Here is a 19,725-nt window from a genome sequence, read left to right as displayed (position 1 = left end):
GGTGCCTGGGGTCTAGAATAATCCCCAGCTAGGTGGGGGGAAATCTATGCCGAGCGGTCGCAAATAATCGGCGATTGCGAGTGCCCAGACGTGGATGATATCGGCCAGGATAGGGAAGTTTTCTCGGATGCTCGATCCCATTTAAAAAGGATCTCCTTCCATTGTTTGAGGGTGTGCGTCTGCCTTAGCTTAGTTGTTTTTATTACGCCGCCGCTTATTCTTCTCCTCCACCTTCGCCGCCGTAGAGGGGAAGAAGCTCAACGCACTATCCATCATCCCGGCGCGTTGTAGCTGCCCGAGGCGCCCTTGAAGACGACTTGGTCGCTGGTGGGCACGCTCCCCGGTATCCCCGGTGCGGCTAATATGCTGCTCCCCAAAGCGCAGCAATAATAGGTCATCAATCAGGCGCACCTGGCCGGGGCAGAAGCGATACTTCATGGCTTTGTGCACCGCCTCAATCGCCGGTTCACTGAGCAATTCCTTCAAAGCAGTCACAGTGCTGATGCCATTAGCGCTTAAAAGCTCATCCAACCAGCGATAATGCTCCGAACGTGAGCGCGGGAAACGATTCCCCAAGAGTACCGCCAACACTCCGGGCAGGGTTTCGGCACTCAGTTCCACATCATCAGCGGGTTTTTGATCCGAGGCTTTAATCGCCGCAATCTGGTCGAATTGTTGGTCCGCCAGCTCAATAAGCCCCGCGGCAAGAGTAAAGGCGCGATCCACTTGGGGATCCAGTGCCGCACCACCACGCTTATAGCGAATATCGTGTTCGAACTCCGCCCAGGCGTGCTGCAGCACGGTGCGAACCTGGACTTCAAAGACTTGGCCGCGGTGCATGGCCAGGTCCTCAACCTCATCGGTGACCTCTAATACCAGGTGGTGGGAGCCATAACCGAAGCTCCCGGTCACCTGCATTTCTTTGGTTTTATCCACGCTGCGCCGCACCCGGAAGGATTCGCGCAGCACCTTAATGGCTTCCGGGATCTCCGTGGAGTGGAAGGTGGTGACCCGGACTCCTACGATGTCATGGATATCTTCCCAGGGGTTGGGGTAGACCAGAGAACCATCGCTGCGCCGCTTCTTCGCTTTGGCTTTCAGCGAAGGCCAGCTTTTAATGCGTGCAGAAACACGGTCGAAGGAGACACCAGCGTCGCTGAGTAATTCTTCGATGGCTTCGCCGAAGGTGCGGTCCGCTTCGGGATGGGTGCGCACCCATTCGTGGTAGCGATTAGCCAGCGCAGAGATCGGGTTGGTCGTTTCACTCATGATGGGCAAAAGATTACCCTGCGAGCATCAGTGCGGCGGGGAAGATCTCAAAAAGTTCTTCCGCCGGCACATCCACGGGGCCTTCCCACTGCCTTCCGGTGAGGCGATCCACCCAGTGGCCTTCCGGCAAGGTGATGGTGGTTTCTTCCCAGCCGCGGGGATCATCCATTAAGGCCAGTGGGCGGCGCACCCCCACAGCGATGACATCAATCTCATTGTCTTTGAGCCCACGAGCTAAGCCCACTACATGTGCCTCAGCTGGGCCCACCGCGAACACAGCTTGGTAGTGTCCCTTTTCAAAAAGTTCGGGGTGTTCGCGGCGCACGTGGAGTGCTTGGTGCACAAGCGAGAGCTTCGCTCGATCAGCCAAGGTATCAAGGTGCCGGTACCAGCGCGGGCTGCCTTCTTCATCAGTGTCGCGAAGCTTCGCAGCTTCGCTTGCCCAATCCACCCCGGAGTTAATCAGTTCCAGGGTTTGTTGGCGGGCGGTGTAGTCCACAAAGCGGCGGTTATCCGGATCCACGAGGGAGTCATCGAAGAATTCGGTGCCCTGGTAGACATCGGGGATACCCGGTCCGATGAGTTGAAGCAGCTTACGGGTTAAGGAGATTTGCCGTGCCCCGGGGGCTAGGTAGCGGGCTAGTTCGGTGATCAGTGGGGAGACCGGCCCGTCAATGAGCGCATCGACCCAATTGGAGATAGCATTTTCAAAACCTTCATCGGGGTCCACCCAGGTGGTGTGCACCCCAGCTTCGCGCACCGTTTTCATCGCATAGTCGCGGAAGCGTTGGGCGAGACTACTGCTGACCTCCCCATCAGAAGGCCAAATGCCGAGGAGGTTTTGGAGCAGGAAATGCCCGGTGGCGGCATCCGGGGCCGGCACAATGGCGCTCACGCTGCGGGAAAGTTCCGCGAAACGATCCGGGCATTCGCTGAGCTCAATGATGCGGGCACGCACATCTTCGCTACGTTTGGTGTCATGGGTGCTTAGCGTGGTCATGGTGTGCGGCCAGAGGCGGGCACGTTCTTGTTGGAGCAGGTGGAATTCTGCGGCCGATACCCCAAAGCGACCAGGCGCACCACCTACTTCTTGGAGTGCCACCAGGCGGCAGGCACGGTAGAAGGTGGTGTCTTCAACACCCTTGGCCATCACCGCGCCGCAGACTTGGGCGAAGCGAACCTTGGCTTCCCCTTCGGCGATTAATGCGGCCGATACGAGGTCCAGGGCGCGGCGGCGGGTGGGGAAGCGCCGGGACATATCGGCGATAACACTGGCGGTCACCCGGGAAAGGGAAAGGTAGTCAGCACGGTAGACCGGCATTTCGGCAACCAGGTCGACGATGGTGTCGATGAGTTCTTCTTCGCTGACTAGGGCGCCGGCGGTGGAGAAATTATCGTGGCGGATAGCGCGGGCAAGGCGGCGGACTTCCACCATGAGTTCCTCGCGGGCTACTTGGGCTTTAAGTTGTTGCTCGGTGGCATCAATGGCTGCTTGATCCCAGGTGGAGCCGGATTGTTCCAACGCCAGCATGGATAGTGGGGCTTCAGCAGCGCGGGCCAGGAAAACACCATCGAGTTCGCGCAGCGCGTCATAACCGGTGGTGCCATCCACGGCGAGGCGGGGATCAAGGGGTTCATCTACGCTGAGGATCTTTTCGATCACCAACCAACGATCCGGGCCAATGAGCTCGCGCAGTTGCTTGAGGTACCTAAAGGGGTTGGATAGCCCATCGGGGTGGTCCACGCGCACCCCATCGATGAGGTCTTCTTCTAAGAGTTCTTTTAATACGCGGTGGGTGTGCTCAAAAACGGTGGGGTCTTCCTGGCGTACCCCGGCTAACCCATTGACGGAGAAGAAGCGCCGATAGGAGTTCACACCATCGCGCCAATACATGAGGCGATAATGCTGTTGGGCGTGGGTGGCTACTGGGTCATCTTCGATGAGGGTGCCGGGGGCGATGGGGAAGTAGGTGTCATAGTAGGCCAGCACCTTGGTGCCGGCGGTGACTGCGGGATAGTCCTGGGGTGCGGGGATGATGCGCAGTTGGTGGATATCTTCTTCAGAGCCCAAGATGGGTAGACCTAGGCGACCATCAGCACCATTGTCTTCATGCCAGTCAATATCGAAGTAGGGCTCATAGGTGGAGTCGCGGCCTAGTTTGAGTACATCCCACCACCAGGGGTTTAAGGTGGGGTCATCGACACCGAGGTGGTTGGGAACAATGTCGATGATGATGCCCATGTTGAGTTCGCGGGCGGCGCGGGCGAGCACGCAAAAACCTTCGGCACCGCCTAGTTCTGGGTTGATGGCGGTGGGGTTGGTGACATCGTAGTTGTGGGCGGAATGTGGTGGTGCTTGGAGGATGGGGGAGAGGTAAATGTGGCTGATGCCGAGATCATTGAGGTAGGGCAGTAACTCGGCAGCGTCATAAAAGGTGAAGCTGCGCTGTTGTTCATCGGCGTGAGGGCCACGCAATTGGAGGCGATAGGTGGCAGTAATGGGGCGTCGATGTGACATAGCGTGAAGAAGATTCATCCCTCTCGGATTATTCGGTGTTGTTTCCCCACCCTAGCCAGTTGCTTGAGCTTAGGCGGCATGCACCAGGCTGAAATGGGCCTTGGGAAAGCCATGCTCATAGATTAAAGGCACCGGGGATAGCCAGCGGCTGACCATAATCAGCTCGGACCAGAAGGGAAGTTTTTCCCGCGGAATGGCATAAAGGCGATGCGGGGAAGCTAAAAGATACGCCAATTCCTGGCACCCGGTGCGCCTGATGAGGGTGTGTTCAAGCAGGTGGAAACACCGTGGGTGAGCCAGCCAGCCGGCGACTTCTACCTGCGGGGAGCTTAAAACCCAGCCATCTGGGCTGCTACTACCGCCTGGGTCGAAAATAATGGCTTCGCTGCGGATTTCTTGGTGGCTAAGGTGCAAGAAATTATGTGCCGCAAGCTCCCAGGCAGCATGCAGGCTTAAGGATTCTTTGCCGAGCTCCTCATAGGAAAGTAGCTGGCCTGAGGTGCTGAGGTGCACATTAAGGTCACGGTTTAAAGCTAAAGAAACAAGTTGTGCTTTAGCGGGTTCACGGCGACGAATGGTGGGAAGAATATGGTGTTCGGTGCTGATCATGGTCTGTGTTGCTGCTCCTAGTTAAAGAGGTGTCCCTTAAAGTCCTTAGACGTCAGCAACAACACAGGTGGTTCCCTGCCGAGGTTTAGATTTTCTTACTCGCGCCAAACCACCCAAGCAGTGCGGCACACACCATGCCCACTGCGGCCGTCATAAGTACGGAAGCTGAGCCGCGGGTCTCGATCATGCCGCCAGCGAAAGCCCCACACGCGATACCGATATTGAAAGCGGCGGAATTCAAACCGCTGGCGGGTTCGGTGAGGCGCCCGGCGGAGCTCATTACCCAGCCAAGGGAGATGACGCTCATGCCGCCGCCGAAGGTGCCCCAGAGTGCCATGGCCAGTGCTGCGGGGAGTGCTCCGTGGGTGGTGGCGAGGGTGAGCATACCGGTGAGTAGGCCGATGGGCAGGAGGATGACGGCGAAGCGGATGCTGCGGTTCAGTAGTGGGGCGGCGAGGAAATTGCCGATGAGTCCGGCAAGACCATAGATAAGGAGCATGGTTCCCACCGCCGCGGCGGAGATGCCGGCGAGATCCTGGAGGATGGGGGAGGCGTAGGTATATGCCAGGAAATGGGAGGTGACCAGAACTAAGGTGAAGATCACGCCATAGCGCACCCCGGGGATGCTTAAAGCACGGCGAAGATCATGGAGGCTGGCTTCCCCGGTGGCGGGTACAGGTGGGAGGACAAAAAGGAGGGTGAAGCCCACTAGTGCGGCGATTACCGCGCCGCTAAGAAACGCGCCTTGCCAACCCAAAAGTGCACCTACCCAGGTGGAAAGTGGGACACCTAGGACCACGGCACCGGCGGCACCGGAGAAGGCGAGGGTGAGTGCTTTGGAGAGCTCACCGGGGGCGGCGATAGCGGAGGCGGTGGAACCCAATAATGCCCAGAACACGCCAATGGCGAAGCCGACGATGATCCGCGAGCCTAAAAACAGTGCGGGACTGGGGGCGAAAGCGGAGGCGGTGGCGGAGATCGCGGCGGCGAACATGGCGCTGGCCATGACGATGCGGCGATCGAGTTGGCCGCTGAGTCTGGGAACAAAAGCGGCACAGAGCCCAGCTAAAATGCCGGGGATGGTGACTCCTAAACCAATGGTGGCGTCGCTGGTGGCCAGCCCGGTGGAGATGAGGGTGAGCACCCCGATGGGGAGTTGTTCGAGGGTAACGATGGTGAAAATGCCCAGCGCGAGGGTCACAACTGCCGCCCAAGGGGTGCGGGTGGGGCGGGAAGTTGTGGAGCTGGGGTGGGAATCAGTGGTCACTAGGAGGATTCTAGAAGCCCACGATCTTGAACCGGAGTAGGGGAGCAGGTCTACGCTGGAGACTATGACTGATCACCCCGGCAACGCCCCTACTTTCAGCACACCTGCGGGAAAGCCCGCGGAGCGGTCGACGCGGAAGAAACCTCGCAGCTCCTGGCATAGGCGGGCCGGCAAGCCTGTGCGTTTTTGGATGGCGATGATTGTGGTGGCCGCACTGGTACACCCCTTCGTGCCAGAGGGACGCTGGCTTATGGTGCACCTGTTTACCTTGGGTGCGGCCACTAACTCGGTGCTGGTATGGGGCCAGCACTTTGCTGAACGCCTGCTTAAATTAAAGCTGCCAGCGGATTTCCGGAAGTGGCAGTTATTGCGCATCTCTATCTTGAATGCGGGCATTGTGGTGACCATTGTTGGCAAGCTCAGTGATATCTGGCAAATAACCACTGTGGGTGCGGCGATTATTGGTTCGGCGGTGGCCTGGCATGCGCTGGTGATTTTGCGGCAGGTGATTACGCATCGCGATAGCACCTATGCGGTGGTGGGCTGGCATTATGTGGCTTCCGCCTGCTTATTGCCCATTGGTGCGGTTTTTGGGGCGTTGTTGGCCTCCCCGGTAGGGGAGGATTTCCATGATCGGCTGGTGTTAGCCCATGAGCTGGTGAACCTGGTTGGGTTTATTGGTTTGGCGGCCAGCGGCACCTTGGTGACCATGTTCCCCGCCATGTGGCGGACCCGCATGTCGCGCTTCTCGCGGCCCTTCTGGGCCTTAGGATTCCAGCTTGCGGGCATTATCTTGGGCGCGGTATCAGCGCTGCTGGGATTCTGGTTGGGGGCCTCCCTAGGGTTTGCCTTGGTAGCGGTCGGATGGGTTATCTCCGCGATACCGTGGGCACACAACATTATTGATGTGCTCAAAGACCCCCGTGATCGGGTGATTTATCCAGCACTTTCCGCAGCCGGGGCGGTGGCATGGTTAATCGGTTCCTTGCTTGCGGCAGTACCCTTGGCCAGCCATCCAGCATTTAGCATGACGGACCTGACCTTGCCCTTGGTGATTGGGTTTGCTGCGCAATTGCTCTTGGGGGTGTTGAGCTGGATATTGCCCTCCACGATTGGTGGTGGTTCGGCGGCCATGAATGCGGGCCTAAGGGAAGCGAATCGGGCGGGGGCATTCCGCTTCGCGATTATTAATCTTGGGTTGATGCTGTGGTTATTGCCGCTGGCCTCCTGGACCAAGGTGGCGGTATCCGCGGCGGTCGGACTGGCTTTGGTGACATATTTGCCGTTGACGGTGCGTTCAACCAAAGCCCAGCTGCAGATACTGAAAAATCGCGCGCGGATGGCAGCAGAGGCGAAAGCGGCGGGGGCTAAAGAGGACACTGGCAAAGGAAAGAAGAGGCCGGCAGTGGCTGAGGTGCCCATGCAACAACCTGATAAACGACCTTCTAGGGTAGGCACACAATTCGCCGCCGCGCTGGGAGTAATGGCATTGATTGTGGCCCTCAGCGGACAATTAGTTGGCGGCGGTGGCAGCAGCAGCCCCGCAGCTGAGGTGGACCCAGAAATTGTGGCGACCGGTAATACCGTGGAAGCCACCATCGAAACCGATGACATGCACTTCGTGCCGAATGTGGTGGTGGCAAATGTGGGTGACCGCGTGCTGCTGCACGTCAATAACACCGACGCGCAGGTTCATGACCTGCGCTTAGCTACCGGCGCGCACACTGGGCGCATGGCCCCCGGAAGCTCTACGACCCTGGAAATTCCGATGCTGCCGGGCACCGTGGAAGGCTGGTGCACCATCGCAGGGCACCGCCAAATGGGCATGACCATGAGCATTCAGGCACTGGGTAAGGCCAGCGATATCCCGCCGGCCCCTGGTCATGAAGGTGATATTCATGCTGCGCATGGTGCGAATATGGTGCCTGACCCGGACCCAGATTCGCCCACAATTGACCCGGTGTTAGCGCCGGCAGAAGATAGCACCCTGCATAAGGTGACTTTAAGGGCCAGTGAAATGCGCGGCTATATTGCACCCGGGGTGGAACAAAACTTGTGGACCTTTAATGGCGGCCCAGTTGGTCCCACCTTGCGCGGCCGCGTGGGTGATGAATTTGAAGTCACCTTAATTAATGACGGCACTATGTCGCATTCTTTGGATTTCCACGCCGGCATGGTTAGCCCCGATGAACCGATGCGCCAACTAGCGCCCGGTGAATCCCTGGTCTATCGTTTCCGCGCAGAACACGCCGGAATTTGGCTTTATCATTGCAGCACCATGCCCATGAGTAATCACATTTCCGCTGGCATGCATGGTGCGGTAGTTATTGATCCCCCGGATTTAGCCCCTGTTGATCATGAATTCGTGATGGTGCAATCCGAAGGCTATTGGGGTGAAGATGGCCCCGACCCGGATAAAGTCGCGGCCGAAACCCCAGATGCTTATCGATTCAACGGTTACCCAGCCCAATACGTGGCACACCCGATCCACCTGAAAGCTGGGGAAACAGCTCGTTTTTGGGTGCTCGCCGCCGGCCCCAATAAGGGCACGAGTTTCCACATTGTGGGCACCCAATTCCACCGCGTCTATAAAGAAGGCGCGCTGCGTTTAGATGATTCCGTTGGTGGCGGCCAGGCTCTTGATTTATCGGCCGCGCAAGGCGGATATGTTGAAGCCCGCTTTATTGAGCCCGGCACCTATAACTTTGTGGATCACCAAATGGTGCACGCCGAATTAGGTGCCCGCGGCAAAATTATTGTGGAATGACCTGCGGCCTAGAAAGGCGGCTCTTCGGATAACCCCAATTCCTCATAGAGCCGCTTTTCATCCCAAATTTGGATGTCTTGGCCCTGAGATTGTAATTCCTCGGCGCGTTTATGCTTGGTGGTTTTACCCTTCCACGGCCCAGCAATAAACACCGTGGTTTTCTTGGTGACATTCTTTTGCACCAACCCGCCCTTATGCGCAATCCCATCCCATAATTGTTCTTTATCATAGGGCGCAAAATCCCCGGATAAGGCCACATGCTGCTGGAATAACGCACCCTCGGGGTTCGCATCCAGGTTCGGTTCCGGGATTTCATCAGGGGTTGCTACCCGAGACCAGGGGGCAGGGTCACGAGAAGATTGCGGCTTGGACTGCGCTGCAGCTTTGCCGCTGCTCTTTTCCGATTGGCCCGAGTCTGCAGAAAGCGCACCCCAATCTAAGGAAAGCTGCCCACCTTCTTCATTCTTCGCCCGCCGCGCCACCAACAAGGCATCAAGCTCAGGCACAGCTGCGTGATAGTCCGCTTCATTCAGCATGGGCACATAGCCCTCAGCACCTAAAACACCGGCGTGGAAGCCACAGCTTTGGGCATAATCCTCCGCACTGCCTTCCCACTGATCCATCCGTGCTAGCTCGACAAACACCGCGCCAGTACTGCGGTCTTTAAGATCCAAGGCTTCCGCGAGTCCGGTTAAGCTATTGGTCTTTTGGCCAAGGTCTTTCTCGCGGGCTAGACCGTAGCTGCAGATCGCCTGCATCTGGGTGGGCAGTACAAACTCCGCTGCTTTCGCAGAATGCACCAGGGTGCGCATCACCGCGTCCACATTATGCGCCACCACCGTGGTGTTCGTACCACCAAGGAACTCAAAGAACCCGCTGAGCAGCTCTGCGCAATGCGGGGCCTTCTCCCACTTCTTCTTCGATACCTCCGCAGAAGAGGGGGCAGAATCATCAAGTTTCTGGGTAGCTGGTTGGCACCACATCTCAAAGGATTCCTTGGTGCGGCGCCCATGCTCAAATTTCGTGGCCACCAGATGGCATAGCGAAGAAGCCTGCGAGCTTGCAGTCTCCGCACGTAACTCCACAAAATCTAAGCCCACCACGGGACTATCAGCAGCTAAATCACCACTGGCCGCACGGTGAACCTCACGCAGGAAAGCATTAAAATCCTTCGCACTATTCGGGGCGAAGGCAATCTCGTAGCTACGGGATGTATCATCACCGAAGCTCAGGCGCACAAACCCTGGGTTGGCGTTTGTGGGGACCTGGGATTCTAGGGTGCTATTAAGACCTTCAAGATCAATGGTGACCTGGTCTTCACCATGCAAAGCAGCAGCAAGTGGGCTGCGTTTGAGGGTGAGACTGCGGTTGCCAAACACCACTTCAGCGCCATGAGCGGAGGTCACGATGGAGCCCTAATCCTTTCCTTGGCTTGATCACTAGCTTCCCTCAAGGATAGGACAAAGCAGCACAAAAGCGCCGCGGTGATACGCCGCGGCGCTTGTGCTTAGTGCTTAGTATTCCTCATCCTCAGCAGCGTGATCCTTGGCATTTTTGCCATCACCAGCGATCCCACTGGCAGCAGCCTCATTATGGCCAACCGCACCGGTGGAACGCCCCGGGGAGGGAAGATGCTCTGGGGCACCGCAGCTGCAGGTGCATTCCCCATCTTCTTCATCCTCATAGCACGGCGGTTCCGTTTGCTTCAGCAACATGGTGGAGCGAGCCGGCACCTCAATGGTGCCATTATGTTCCACTACTTCCTTATGCAGCGGATAACCGGTTTCCTCGGTGGTATCCACAATCAGCTCCCATTTGCAGCCGAAGTTCTTGCCCGGCAAGGTGAACTCGATGGGCTCGTGGTAGGCGTTGAACATCATGATGAAGGAATCATCTTTGACCTGCTGGCCGCGGGAATCCGGTTCCGCAATAGCATCGCCATTGAGGTACACCATCAAGGAACGACCGAAGGCAAAGCCCCAATCATCTTGGGTCATGAGCTTGCCGCTGGGCACGAGCCAGGCGATATCACGATCACGCACATTCGTGCCCAAAGGACCACCGGCGAGGAAGCTGCGGCGGCGGAAGACCGGGTGCTTTGCCCGGATGCGGGCCAGTCGGCGGGTGAAGGCCACCAGCCCGGAGTTTTCTTCCGCTAAACTCCAATCCACCCAGGCGGTCTCATTGTCCTGGCAATACACATTGTTATTGCCGTTTTGGGTGCGGCCCATCTCATCACCATGGGAGATCATGGGCGTGCCTTGGCTGAGCATCAAGGTGGTCAGGAAATTCCGGCGCTGGCGTTCGCGCAAAGCGATGATCTCTGGATCATCAGTGGGGCCTTCTACACCGCAATTCCAGGAGCGGTTATGGGATTCCCCGTCGCGGTTACCTTCCTCATTGGCCTCATTGTGCTTCTCGTTATAGCTCACCAGGTCATTAAGGGTGAAGCCATCATGAGCGGTGATGAAGTTAATGCTGGCGGTCGGGCGGCGCCCATTATTGGCATAAAGATCCGAAGAGCCAGTAATGCGGGAAGCGAACTCGCCTAAGGTAGCGGGCTCACCGCGCCAAAAGTCGCGGACGGTGTCGCGGTATTTACCATTCCACTCAGTCCATAGCGGCGGGAAGTTACCCACCTGGTAGCCACCTTCACCCACATCCCAGGGCTCGGCAATGAGCTTGACCTGGGAGACCACTGGGTCTTGTTGCACCAGGTCAAAGAAGGTAGCCAGGCGATCCACATCATGGAATTCGCGGGCGAGGGTAGAGGCAAGGTCGAAGCGGAAACCATCGACGTGCATCTCAGTGACCCAATAGCGCAGTGAATCCATGATCAGCTGCAGGGAGTGCGGGTGGCGCACATTAAAGGAGTTACCGGTACCGGTGTAGTCCATGTAATGGAAGGGGTCACCATCGACCAGGCGGTAGTAGGCCGCATTGTCAATGCCACGGAAACAAATGGTGGGGCCGAGGTGGTTGCCTTCAGCGGTGTGGTTATACACCACATCCAGGATCACTTCCATGCCGGCTTCATGGTAGGCACGCACCATGCCCTTAAACTCGCTGACCGCGGCACCAGGGCGGGTTGAGGAAGCATAATCCTGCTGCGGGGCGAAGAACCCGAAGGTGTTATAGCCCCAGTAGTTCCTGAGGCCTAAGTCGCGGAGGCGATCATCTTGGAGGAATTGGTGCACCGGCATGAGCTCCACCGCGGTAACACCAAGGTCCTTCAAATAATCAATGACCGCAGGGTGAGCCAAGCCAGCGTAGGTACCGCGAAGCGATTCTGGTACCTCGGGATGGGTCATCGTCATGCCTTTGACATGGGTCTCGTAGATGACGGTCTCGTGGTACGGGATCTTCGGTGCGCGATCGGAACCCCAATCGAAGAAGGGGTTGATCACCACCGAGGTCATGGTGTGGCCCAAGCTGTCTTCGGTATTGCGACCATCCGGGTTTTCCGGATCGTTGATGTCATAGCTAAATAGCGAGGCATCACCATCGAATTCCCCATCAAAGGCTCGCGCATAGGGGTCAACGAGCAGCTTGGAGGGATCGCAGCGTTGCCCTTCGCGGGGGTTATAGGGGCCATGAACGCGGTAACCATAGCGCTGCCCGGGTTGGATGCCGGGCAGGTAGCAGTGCCACACGTGGGCATCTACTTCGGTTAATGGGATGCGTACTTCTTGGCAGTCCTCATCAATTAAGCACAAATCGACGCGTTCAGCTGCGTCGGAGAATAAGGCAAAGTTAGTTCCGGCTCCGTCATAGGTGGACCCCAGGGGGTAGGCCTCTCCAGGCCAAACCGGGTACGGGTAGTCAGACGAAGAATTCATGAGGTCCCATCATAGGCGAGGCAGTTAATCGGTTAGTTCAATGGCGCGCAACAGAAGCTATTGGAATTCATTTCATATTGCAGGTTTCAAAACCCCTTAAAATCAGAGCGACCCCACGGCTAAAGGATTCCTCAAAGTGGACTTCGGTATCCTCCGGTGCCTCTTCGCCGGTGAGCTCAGCACGCTGCAAGGTGGACTGCTCTAGGGTGCAGGCACCCAAAATGAAGTGCAATAAAGTGCCCGCGGCGATGCTTAAGTCTTTAGTATCCGAGCCCGGGTGCTGTGCCCCTAAAGACTGTGCAAGGTGCTCTTCTACGCGGGCTCTTAAAGCGTAATCAGTTAATGCAGCGGAGACGACCTCAGCACCATCACGGTGAGCCAGTAGGTGAGTCCTTAACTGCTGAGCCACAGTTGCCGGATCCACTGATGAGGAGGCCGGTTCTTCCTCTCTTAGCGTAGGTACCACCGGATGGATCATCTCAATAGCAATAGCGGCGATAAGCTGCTGCTTATTCTTGAAATGCCAATAAAGGGCTCCCGGGACAACACCGAGATGCGTGGCCACTCGCCGCATCGTCATATCGGCGAGGCCATAGCGATCGAGGATCTCAATCGCGGCCTTCATAATTGCTTCCGGGGATAATTGCACAAGCTCTACTCTAGCTAGCTTCTTACAGCCCAGCTGTGGGCAGGAGCACATTCAGCGAGTACTGCCACCCCCTAGCCCAACGACGGCTGGTACTCTGTGGCCTATTCTGTGCTCGCTTTCTTACCCGGGCATGGCTTCATGATGCCTGGCACATGATGATCTCGCCCAAAAATCAAGGAGTCTTTTTACTCGTGCGTAACACATATTCTTTCCGCGCCGCAGCCGTCGCCACCCTATTGGCAGCACCGCTGATGCTTGCTGGCTGTGGCTCCAAAGATAGCGACGCCACCAGCACCTCCACCACGACTTCTACTTCGGTGACTAGCTCTAGTTCTAAGAGCAGCTCCTCCCATCCGGTGATCACCACCACCGTGGAAACCACCGTTGATGAAAAACCAGAGGATAAGCCGAAGGAAGAGCAGCAGGCCGATCAGCCGCAGGCGGAAGCGCCCGCGCCTGCGCCCGCACCGGGTGTCCCAGTGCAAGAGGTTTTCCCAGATGTACAGCAGCCGGATCCGGTTGATGGTGCTGCCGCTAGTGCCCAGGATGAGCAGGAAATCACCAACCTGGTGACAGGTATTTTGAATGCCTCTACTGTCCGTGAGTGGTCCACCTACATCCCGAATAATTCCTGTGCTGCGGTGCGTCAGGAGTTCGATGCTCAGGGACTCGATGCCGCTAACCTGCCCGATATGCCGCTTGACCAGATGCCTGGTTGGGCTGAAGCGGCCCCGCGTATTGACGCCGTTAATGACATCCGTGTCAATGGCGATCAAGCCTCCGCTCAGGTGACTTCCACCTCTCGTGGTGAAACCACCACCGGCACGATGCGCTTTAGCCGTGAAGGTGGCCGCTGGCTCTTCTGCCGTTAGGTTTTCTCTACTTTTAAGACCCCGAGAGAGGTGCTCCTTCGGGGTCTTATTCATGCCGCGACAAGGCAGTGGGGGATATGAGCGGGGGTACTCGATTCAAGTTTCTAGGGTGCCTTTGGCAATCGCTTAGCATCTTCTTTAAGTATTTCTAGCAAAATATTTCGCTAAAAATATGATGAGCGATTAAGAGACGATGTGCATAGCTGTTTCGGCCGAATTGGGTCGAATTATCTGTCTGATCTATTCCGCAATCGGTAGGGTTTAATTTCGTTGGTGAACGCCTCGGCATTTCTTGCTAGTTAAGCGTTCGGAGGCGAAATTTGACTCCTCGACACCCGTGAGAGGAGCAAACTCTTTTGTCCAAACTTATGGGAGATTGCAAGTGATTAACAGAAAGTCCTTAAAAACGCCCGTTGTTGCGGCGCTCATGGTCTTGCCCCTAGCACTTAGCGGGTGTGGGGATAAGAAAGCTGATCCCTATAGCAGCATGCCCGGTGCTGTTGTAGCCCCTCTAAAAGACGGCACGAAGGAAAAAGACGCCAAGGAGTACGTGGCTCAATATATGGAGAGTAAGCAGGAGCCGATGCTTACGGAGGAGGGCCCGGTGCCGCCCTTCTATTCCCCTGACACTGCCGGTGGAAAAGCGGCGTCGAAGAAGACCAAAAAGAAGATATTCCAGGCCTTTGATGAGATTTTTGCTGCGCGGACAGCTGAAGAAATGGGTCGCGGAATTTTGCTCAATTCTTGCCAGGATAATCTTTATTCCCCAGAGGGGAAGCCCCTGGAGGACGCCGAGCAAGCGCAGGACATGATCCGGCAGGGAAACGTCCCTGTAACCAGTTCACCTCTCGGCGCACTGACCGGGGGCAAAACAGCGGCTTTGGAGGCTGTGAGTGTGACTGAAAATGGCGACTGGGCCTCGATGATGCTGCGTCCTGCAGACCCGCTTTTACGTTCCAAGGTACCTAATGATGATGACGTGCACATCGTGTTCTTCAAGAAGGAAGACAAGCAGTGGAAGTTCTGCGACAAATAACTCCATTTCTAACGCAGACGCTCGAAAATTATTTCTTGAACTAGGGAAGTCAACATGAATATTAAAACGAAGCTGGGCCGTTCCCTGCTAGCAATAACTCTCATTGCACCATTGGCATTAACAGGGTGCGGTAAATCGGATCCTGCACTTGACGCTATTTCGGTTAAGGAGCGGAACTGGGAGAAAAAGCCAAGGGCCTAGAAGGTGATGAGAAGGAAATTCAAAGCCTGATCTATAAGGCGTGGGATCTTAAGGATCGTGAGGAAGTGATGAAGTATCTGATCGAGAACTCCTGTGCTCCTCTCGCGCATGACCTTCGGAGGTACTACGGAGACGGTGTGAAAAAGAATCTACCGCTGAACGCCTATCCGAGGTGGCGGGCGCTATCTCAGTCTGAGGTGTTCATCGACGCTGAGCCTCTACTTGATGAGTACGAGCTGGGGGGATACACCCCCGGCGAGAGAAAAGAAGTAGAAGAGAAGGTCTCTCAGGAGCTATCCGACATGTATCAAAAACGAGTGGTGCGAGTGGTAAAGGATGATGACTCGAGTGCCGATCGCTCCTACTTCTTCAAGAAGGAAGATGGGCAGTGGAAGTTCTGCTCTCAAAGCGACTGGAACCAGGCGGTAGAACCCATCAAAACCGCAGTGTATCTTCGTAGGTGATAGATCGCTTCGCGCAGTAGCCGTAGGATTCCTACTGCGCGGAGCCTTGTCTTTGTGGGCAGCTCCGAGGGGCAGCAGAGTGGAGTCCTAGCCCCAGCGCACCACGGACTCCCCAGTAGCTTCCTGGGTGAGTTCATCCAGGGTTCGGAGCACCTCATTAATTCCCCCGGCTAAGCAGTGAATCAACTGCCGTCCGGTCATCCCAGCTGGGATCTCGGTGACCGCCTCTACCGCCACCTGCAACCCATCAAGATCCGGGGAAACAAATACCTTCGCCATGGGGTATTTGGAGGTGTAGTCATTACATAGCAACTCGGTATGAAGGAAATCGCGTTCCTTATTGCGGTTGGCGTACCACATACCGCGGATCATCAAACTCGGCCCATTATCGAGAATGAAACCAAAGGGGATCTCGTTAATGGAGGTACCGACTGCTTGCTCGTGGGTCGCTACCTCTCGGATACCTAGATTGTCGAGCTGTTCGACAATATCGTCGATCGTCACGGTATCGGGGATATCTAGATCAGTGATCTCCGAATCAGCATCCTCCGGTTCAGGGGGACTATAAGTCACCAAACGCATATCGTTTTCGATGTCCTCCAATTCCCGTAAAATGCTGCTGGCATCATGCGGTCCTTGGCCTGGTTGATCCAAAAGCTGTTGGTGGGTCCAACCGGATACCCCAACCCCAGCCGGACCTAAGCGCAGCTGATCCTCCCAGACGCGCACATCCACTGCTAATTCGCTGACATCGAGCTCCGGGAACTGTTCAACCAGGAAATTACTAGCGATCATCGCTAACTCGATGCTGGTTTTGGTACCGACATATAGCTGTTCCTCGGTTAACCCGGTGCCCACCGGGATGGTGGTGCGGATATGCAGCCACTGCCAGCCGATGGCGTCGACGGTCCAGTAAAGCGCGGGATTAATGCGCTCCTGGTTCCACTGCGCGATCACACGGGCAAGTTTTTCTACGGAGGAAATCCCTAGGGGAGCACGCAACCGCGAGTTAAAAACGACAAGCGGGAGGTCCACATTTTCGATGGTCACCAACGTGGAATGGTTGGTAAAGCCGACAATCATCCGGTCATCCATCATCCAAGGCTGGAAACCACAGGCACAGGCAGCCTCCTCCACATCACGCATAGTGATGCGTTCCGGAGCGGTATCGCCCCGCGTATGCCCAAAGTTGGCTGAGCTCATGGTTTTAGCCCCCTTCCTATGAAGATCGTCCACAGATGATGGTTACGGATAAACAAAGCCTAACGCTGATGCTAGATAAGTTCAGCACTAGCTATCGGACTTGAACTGTTGAGAAGAAGATGACCCTGGGGAATAGGAAGCCGGGTTTGAAAGAACTGCGTGAAACCAACCCCCTGGCATCTTCTGGCTTACGGCTTGGATGATACGCGCTATAGCCAGCTCTGCAAGGCTTGGGCGGTGGGTTACCCTAAGGGGTGCATAAAATATGCACTGCGAAAACTGTTTCACCCAGATTGTTGTGCGCTCCGGCGCAGGAAGGCATCCATGCTCAGCCTGATCGACCTCCGAGGGACAACTCCGTCACCCAGCGAACTCCGACGGACACTGCCGCGCGGCGGCACCGATGTTAACGCCGTCCTTGGGACAGTAGCGCCCATCGTGGAGGACATTAAGGCCCATGGTGCCGCTAAAGCTCTTGAGTATGGCGAAAAATTCGATGGCATTAGCCCGCAGAGCGTTCGCGTGCCCCAAGAGGTAATCGACAAGGCAGTCGCTGACCTCACCCCAGAAATCAAAGCCTCCCTCGAAGAAGCTATCTCCCGGGTCCGCGTTGTTCACGCCGAGCAGCGCCCCCAGAGCCCTCGCACGACCACGCTGGCACCGGGTGCTGAGGTTACTGAAGTTTTCCTGCCCATGGCGCGGGTAGGCCTTTATGTTCCCGGCGGAAACGCTGTCTATCCTTCCTCGGTGATCATGAACGTGGTTCCCGCCCAGGAAGCCGGCGTAGAGGGCCTGGTTGTCGCATCTCCGCCACAAAAGAACTTCGGTGGCTGGCCGCACCCCACCATCCTGGCAGCCTGCGGGCTTCTAGGGGTCGATGAAGTATGGGCAGTCGGCGGTGCCCAAGCTGTCGCACTACTGGCTTATGGCGATGACGCCGAATCCCTCGAACCGGTTGACATGATCACCGGACCGGGCAATATTTTCGTGACCGCCGCTAAGCGCCTAGTCAATGGGGTAGTAGGCATCGATGCTGAAGCCGGTCCCACTGAAATTGCGATCTTGGCTGACTCCACTGCCGATCCAGTGTTCCTTGCTTATGACCTCATCTCCCAAGCAGAACACGACGTTATGGCTGCCAGCGTGCTCATTACCGATGATGCGGAGCTAGCTGAAGCCACCAACCGCGAAATCGAGGCTCGCTACACCGTCACCCTGAATCATGAGCGCGTCGCCGAAGCCCTCAAGGGCAAGCAATCCGGCATTGTGCTGGTCGATGACCTCGAACAAGGCATTGCGGTGGCTGATGCCTATGGTGCAGAGCACCTAGAAATCCACACTGCTGATGCCCCGGCAGTAGCTGCCCGTATCCGCAACGCTGGTGCCATCTTCGTAGGCGAGAACTCCCCGGTACCGCTTGGTGATTACGCTGCTGGCTCTAACCACGTGCTGCCCACCTCTGGTACCGCACGCTTTAGTGCTGGGCTGTCCACCCACACCTTCTTGCGCCCAGTCAACCTGATTCACTACGACCGCACTGCTTTAAAGGAGATCGCCCAAACGGTCATCACTTTGGCAGACGCGGAAGATCTGCCGGCGCACGGCGAGGCAATCCGGGCACGCTTCGAAAAGCTGCCCACCCAGGCTGACTAAGCCTGCACAAAAAATTTTTTAAGACGCATCCCGCACACCCCGCACAGTGAGTTTTCCTCCAGCGGCCGCGGGATGCGCTATTTTCACCCTCATTCGCAGGGAGCACACCGATAATGCTTAATTTCCGTGCTAACCTGCGCCTATTGGCCTAAAGACGCGATCTCTTCGAGGAGCTTCCTTCACAGTGACTACCACCTCTCCACTCGCCGCTAATACGACTCTTTCTGAGTTGCCCTTGCGCGAGGAACTACGCGGCCAATCCCCCTACGGGGCCCCGCAACTTATGGTGCCAAATCTGCTCAACACCAATGAGAACCCTTACCCGCCGTCCCAGGCGCTCATTGATGAGCTCGTCCAGGAAGTCTCCGCGCTAGCCCATACCCTCAACCGCTACCCAGAACGCGACGCCGAAGGATTACGCGCCGCACTGGCGGAGTACATCAGCGAACAAACCGGGGTCGCAGTCACCAAGGAAAACCTCTGGGCAGCTAATGGTTCCAATGAGGTACTCCAGCAGCTTCTCCAAGCCTTCGGTGGGCCCGGGCGCACAGCCTTAGGCTTCCAACCCAGCTACTCGATGCACCCACTTTTGGCAGCAGGAACCCAAACCGAGTTCCTAGCTTGTCCGCGTGGTGAAGATTTCCGCATCGATATCGACGCGGCCTTAGCGGCAATCGACAAGCACCAACCGAATATCATCTTCGTGACCACGCCGAATAACCCCACCGGTGATGTCACCTCACTAGCTGATATCCGCCGCATCCTGGATGCTGCGCCGGGAATCGTGATCGTCGATGAAGCTTATGCGGAATTCGATGATGGCCCTTCGGCATGTGAGCTGCTAGCTGAGTACCCGCGCAGCTTGGTGGTTTCTCGCACCATGAGTAAGGCCTTCGACTTTGCCGGTGGACGCCTTGGCTACTTTGTTGCCGCCCCAGCATTCGTCGAAGCTGTCATGCTGGTCCGCTTGCCCTATCATCTTTCGACCTTGTCTCAAGCGGTTGCTACGGTAGCTTTACGCCATAAAGGCGATACCCTCGCTACCGTGGCCAAATTGGCAGCCGAACGCGACCGCGTCCAAGCCCGACTCATTGAGCTGGGTTACCAGGTTGTGCCGAGCTCCTCGAACTTCCTTTTCTTCGGTAAGTTCGCGGACCAGGCTGCTACCTGGCAGCGCTTCTTGGACAATGACGTACTCATCCGCGATGTGGGTGTCCCAGGGCACCTCCGGGTGACTATTGGACTACCTGAAGAAAACGATGCCTTCTTGGCTGCCGCCGAGAACTTAGTCGAGGACATCCAATAATCACTACGACCTAGAGCTTCGAAATATTTGGAATCCCTGCTCGCCTTATCCCTCTAAGAAGGACTTTTAGCT

Annotated in this window: 14 protein-coding genes; 6 read left to right on the top strand and 8 right to left on the bottom strand. The window is 56.6% G+C overall.

Annotated features, from left to right (window positions below; genetic code table 11):
- Window positions 1-189: 189 nt before the first annotated feature.
- The 4 genes from BMZ01_RS03685 to BMZ01_RS03670 all read right to left on the bottom strand — a co-directional run bounded on the left by BMZ01_RS03685 (window position 190) and on the right by BMZ01_RS03670 (window position 5,663).
- On the bottom strand, window positions 190-1,269 hold the full coding sequence (locus tag BMZ01_RS03685) for a GTP pyrophosphokinase (protein ID WP_092284542.1): 1,080 nt from the start codon (window positions 1,267-1,269) through the stop codon (window positions 190-192).
- Window positions 1,270-1,282: 13 nt separating this feature from the next.
- A complete protein-coding gene (gene treY, locus BMZ01_RS03680; protein ID WP_092284540.1) occupies window positions 1,283-3,787 on the bottom strand; it encodes a malto-oligosyltrehalose synthase in 2,505 nt (834 codons plus the stop codon).
- 69 nt (window positions 3,788-3,856) lie between these two features.
- Window positions 3,857-4,396: a hypothetical protein gene (locus BMZ01_RS03675; RefSeq protein ID WP_092284538.1), complete on the bottom strand. Its 540-nt coding sequence runs from the start codon at window positions 4,394-4,396 to the stop codon at window positions 3,857-3,859.
- 85 nt (window positions 4,397-4,481) lie between these two features.
- Window positions 4,482-5,663, bottom strand: coding sequence for an MFS transporter (locus tag BMZ01_RS03670; protein WP_177180042.1), 1,182 nt, complete (start codon window positions 5,661-5,663; stop codon window positions 4,482-4,484).
- Between the two features lie 64 nt (window positions 5,664-5,727).
- On the opposite strand from BMZ01_RS03670, the gene BMZ01_RS03665 reads away from it, so the two are divergent.
- Complete coding sequence (locus BMZ01_RS03665; protein WP_092284534.1) at window positions 5,728-8,430, top strand: multicopper oxidase domain-containing protein; 2,703 nt, start codon at window positions 5,728-5,730, stop codon at window positions 8,428-8,430.
- 8 nt (window positions 8,431-8,438) lie between these two features.
- On the opposite strand, the gene BMZ01_RS03660 is transcribed toward BMZ01_RS03665, so the two are convergent.
- The 3 genes from BMZ01_RS03660 to BMZ01_RS03650 all read right to left on the bottom strand — a co-directional run bounded on the left by BMZ01_RS03660 (window position 8,439) and on the right by BMZ01_RS03650 (window position 12,918).
- Window positions 8,439-9,836, bottom strand: coding sequence for a hypothetical protein (locus tag BMZ01_RS03660; RefSeq protein ID WP_092284532.1), 1,398 nt, complete (start codon window positions 9,834-9,836; stop codon window positions 8,439-8,441).
- Between the two features lie 108 nt (window positions 9,837-9,944).
- The gene (gene glgX / locus BMZ01_RS03655; RefSeq protein ID WP_092284530.1) at window positions 9,945-12,269 is read right to left on the bottom strand and encodes a glycogen debranching protein GlgX; all 2,325 of its coding nucleotides are present in this window, start codon (window positions 12,267-12,269) and stop codon (window positions 9,945-9,947) included.
- A 67-nt stretch (window positions 12,270-12,336) separates the two neighbouring features.
- A complete protein-coding gene (locus BMZ01_RS03650; protein WP_092284528.1) occupies window positions 12,337-12,918 on the bottom strand; it encodes a TetR family transcriptional regulator in 582 nt (193 codons plus the stop codon).
- 191 nt (window positions 12,919-13,109) lie between these two features.
- On the opposite strand from BMZ01_RS03650, the gene BMZ01_RS03645 reads away from it, so the two are divergent.
- The 3 genes from BMZ01_RS03645 (at window position 13,110) to BMZ01_RS03635 (ending at window position 15,491) form a co-directional block, all read left to right on the top strand.
- Window positions 13,110-13,790, top strand: coding sequence for an Rv0361 family membrane protein (locus tag BMZ01_RS03645; RefSeq protein WP_092284526.1), 681 nt, complete (start codon window positions 13,110-13,112; stop codon window positions 13,788-13,790).
- A 382-nt stretch (window positions 13,791-14,172) separates the two neighbouring features.
- On the top strand, window positions 14,173-14,826 hold the full coding sequence (locus BMZ01_RS03640) for a hypothetical protein (protein WP_092284524.1): 654 nt from the start codon (window positions 14,173-14,175) through the stop codon (window positions 14,824-14,826).
- A 338-nt stretch (window positions 14,827-15,164) separates the two neighbouring features.
- Window positions 15,165-15,491 carry a hypothetical protein gene (locus BMZ01_RS03635; protein ID WP_143067436.1) on the top strand — a complete coding sequence of 109 codons (327 nt, stop codon included), beginning with the start codon at window positions 15,165-15,167 and terminating at the stop codon, window positions 15,489-15,491.
- Between the two features lie 87 nt (window positions 15,492-15,578).
- Here BMZ01_RS03635 and BMZ01_RS03630 read toward each other — a convergent pair whose 3' ends face one another.
- Window positions 15,579-16,694 (bottom strand): hypothetical protein, encoded by a 1,116-nt coding sequence (locus BMZ01_RS03630; protein ID WP_092284520.1) that lies wholly within the window; start codon window positions 16,692-16,694, stop codon window positions 15,579-15,581.
- Between the two features lie 324 nt (window positions 16,695-17,018).
- On the opposite strand from BMZ01_RS03630, the gene hisD reads away from it, so the two are divergent.
- Window positions 17,019-18,347, top strand: a complete 1,329-nt coding sequence (gene hisD, locus BMZ01_RS03625) for a histidinol dehydrogenase (RefSeq protein ID WP_092284518.1) — start codon at window positions 17,019-17,021, stop codon at window positions 18,345-18,347.
- A gap of 184 nt (window positions 18,348-18,531) precedes the next feature.
- Window positions 18,532-19,653 carry a histidinol-phosphate transaminase gene (locus tag BMZ01_RS03620; RefSeq protein WP_092284516.1) on the top strand — a complete coding sequence of 374 codons (1,122 nt, stop codon included), beginning with the start codon at window positions 18,532-18,534 and terminating at the stop codon, window positions 19,651-19,653.
- Window positions 19,654-19,725: the final 72 nt, after the last annotated feature.

The sequence above is a fragment of the Corynebacterium spheniscorum genome, from assembly GCF_900113445.1.
Classification (GTDB): Bacteria; Actinomycetota; Actinomycetes; order Mycobacteriales; family Mycobacteriaceae; genus Corynebacterium; species Corynebacterium spheniscorum.
Note: the sequence above shows the minus strand (reverse complement) of the source record. Positions and strands in the feature narration are given on the sequence as shown.

Excerpts from the sequence above, each read along its gene's own strand:
- BMZ01_RS03630 (WP_092284520.1), bottom strand. The coding sequence starts at position 16,694 with ATGAGCTCAGCCAACTTTGGGCATACGCGGGGCGATACCGCTCCGGAA.
- treY (WP_092284540.1), bottom strand. The coding sequence starts at position 3,787 with ATGTCACATCGACGCCCCATTACTGCCACCTATCGCCTCCAATTGCGT.
- BMZ01_RS03685 (WP_092284542.1), bottom strand. The coding sequence starts at position 1,269 with ATGAGTGAAACGACCAACCCGATCTCTGCGCTGGCTAATCGCTACCAC.
- glgX (WP_092284530.1), bottom strand. The coding sequence starts at position 12,269 with ATGAATTCTTCGTCTGACTACCCGTACCCGGTTTGGCCTGGAGAGGCC.
- hisD (WP_092284518.1), top strand. The coding sequence starts at position 17,019 with ATGCTCAGCCTGATCGACCTCCGAGGGACAACTCCGTCACCCAGCGAA.
- BMZ01_RS03675 (WP_092284538.1), bottom strand. The coding sequence starts at position 4,396 with ATGATCAGCACCGAACACCATATTCTTCCCACCATTCGTCGCCGTGAA.
- BMZ01_RS03665 (WP_092284534.1), top strand. The coding sequence starts at position 5,728 with ATGACTGATCACCCCGGCAACGCCCCTACTTTCAGCACACCTGCGGGA.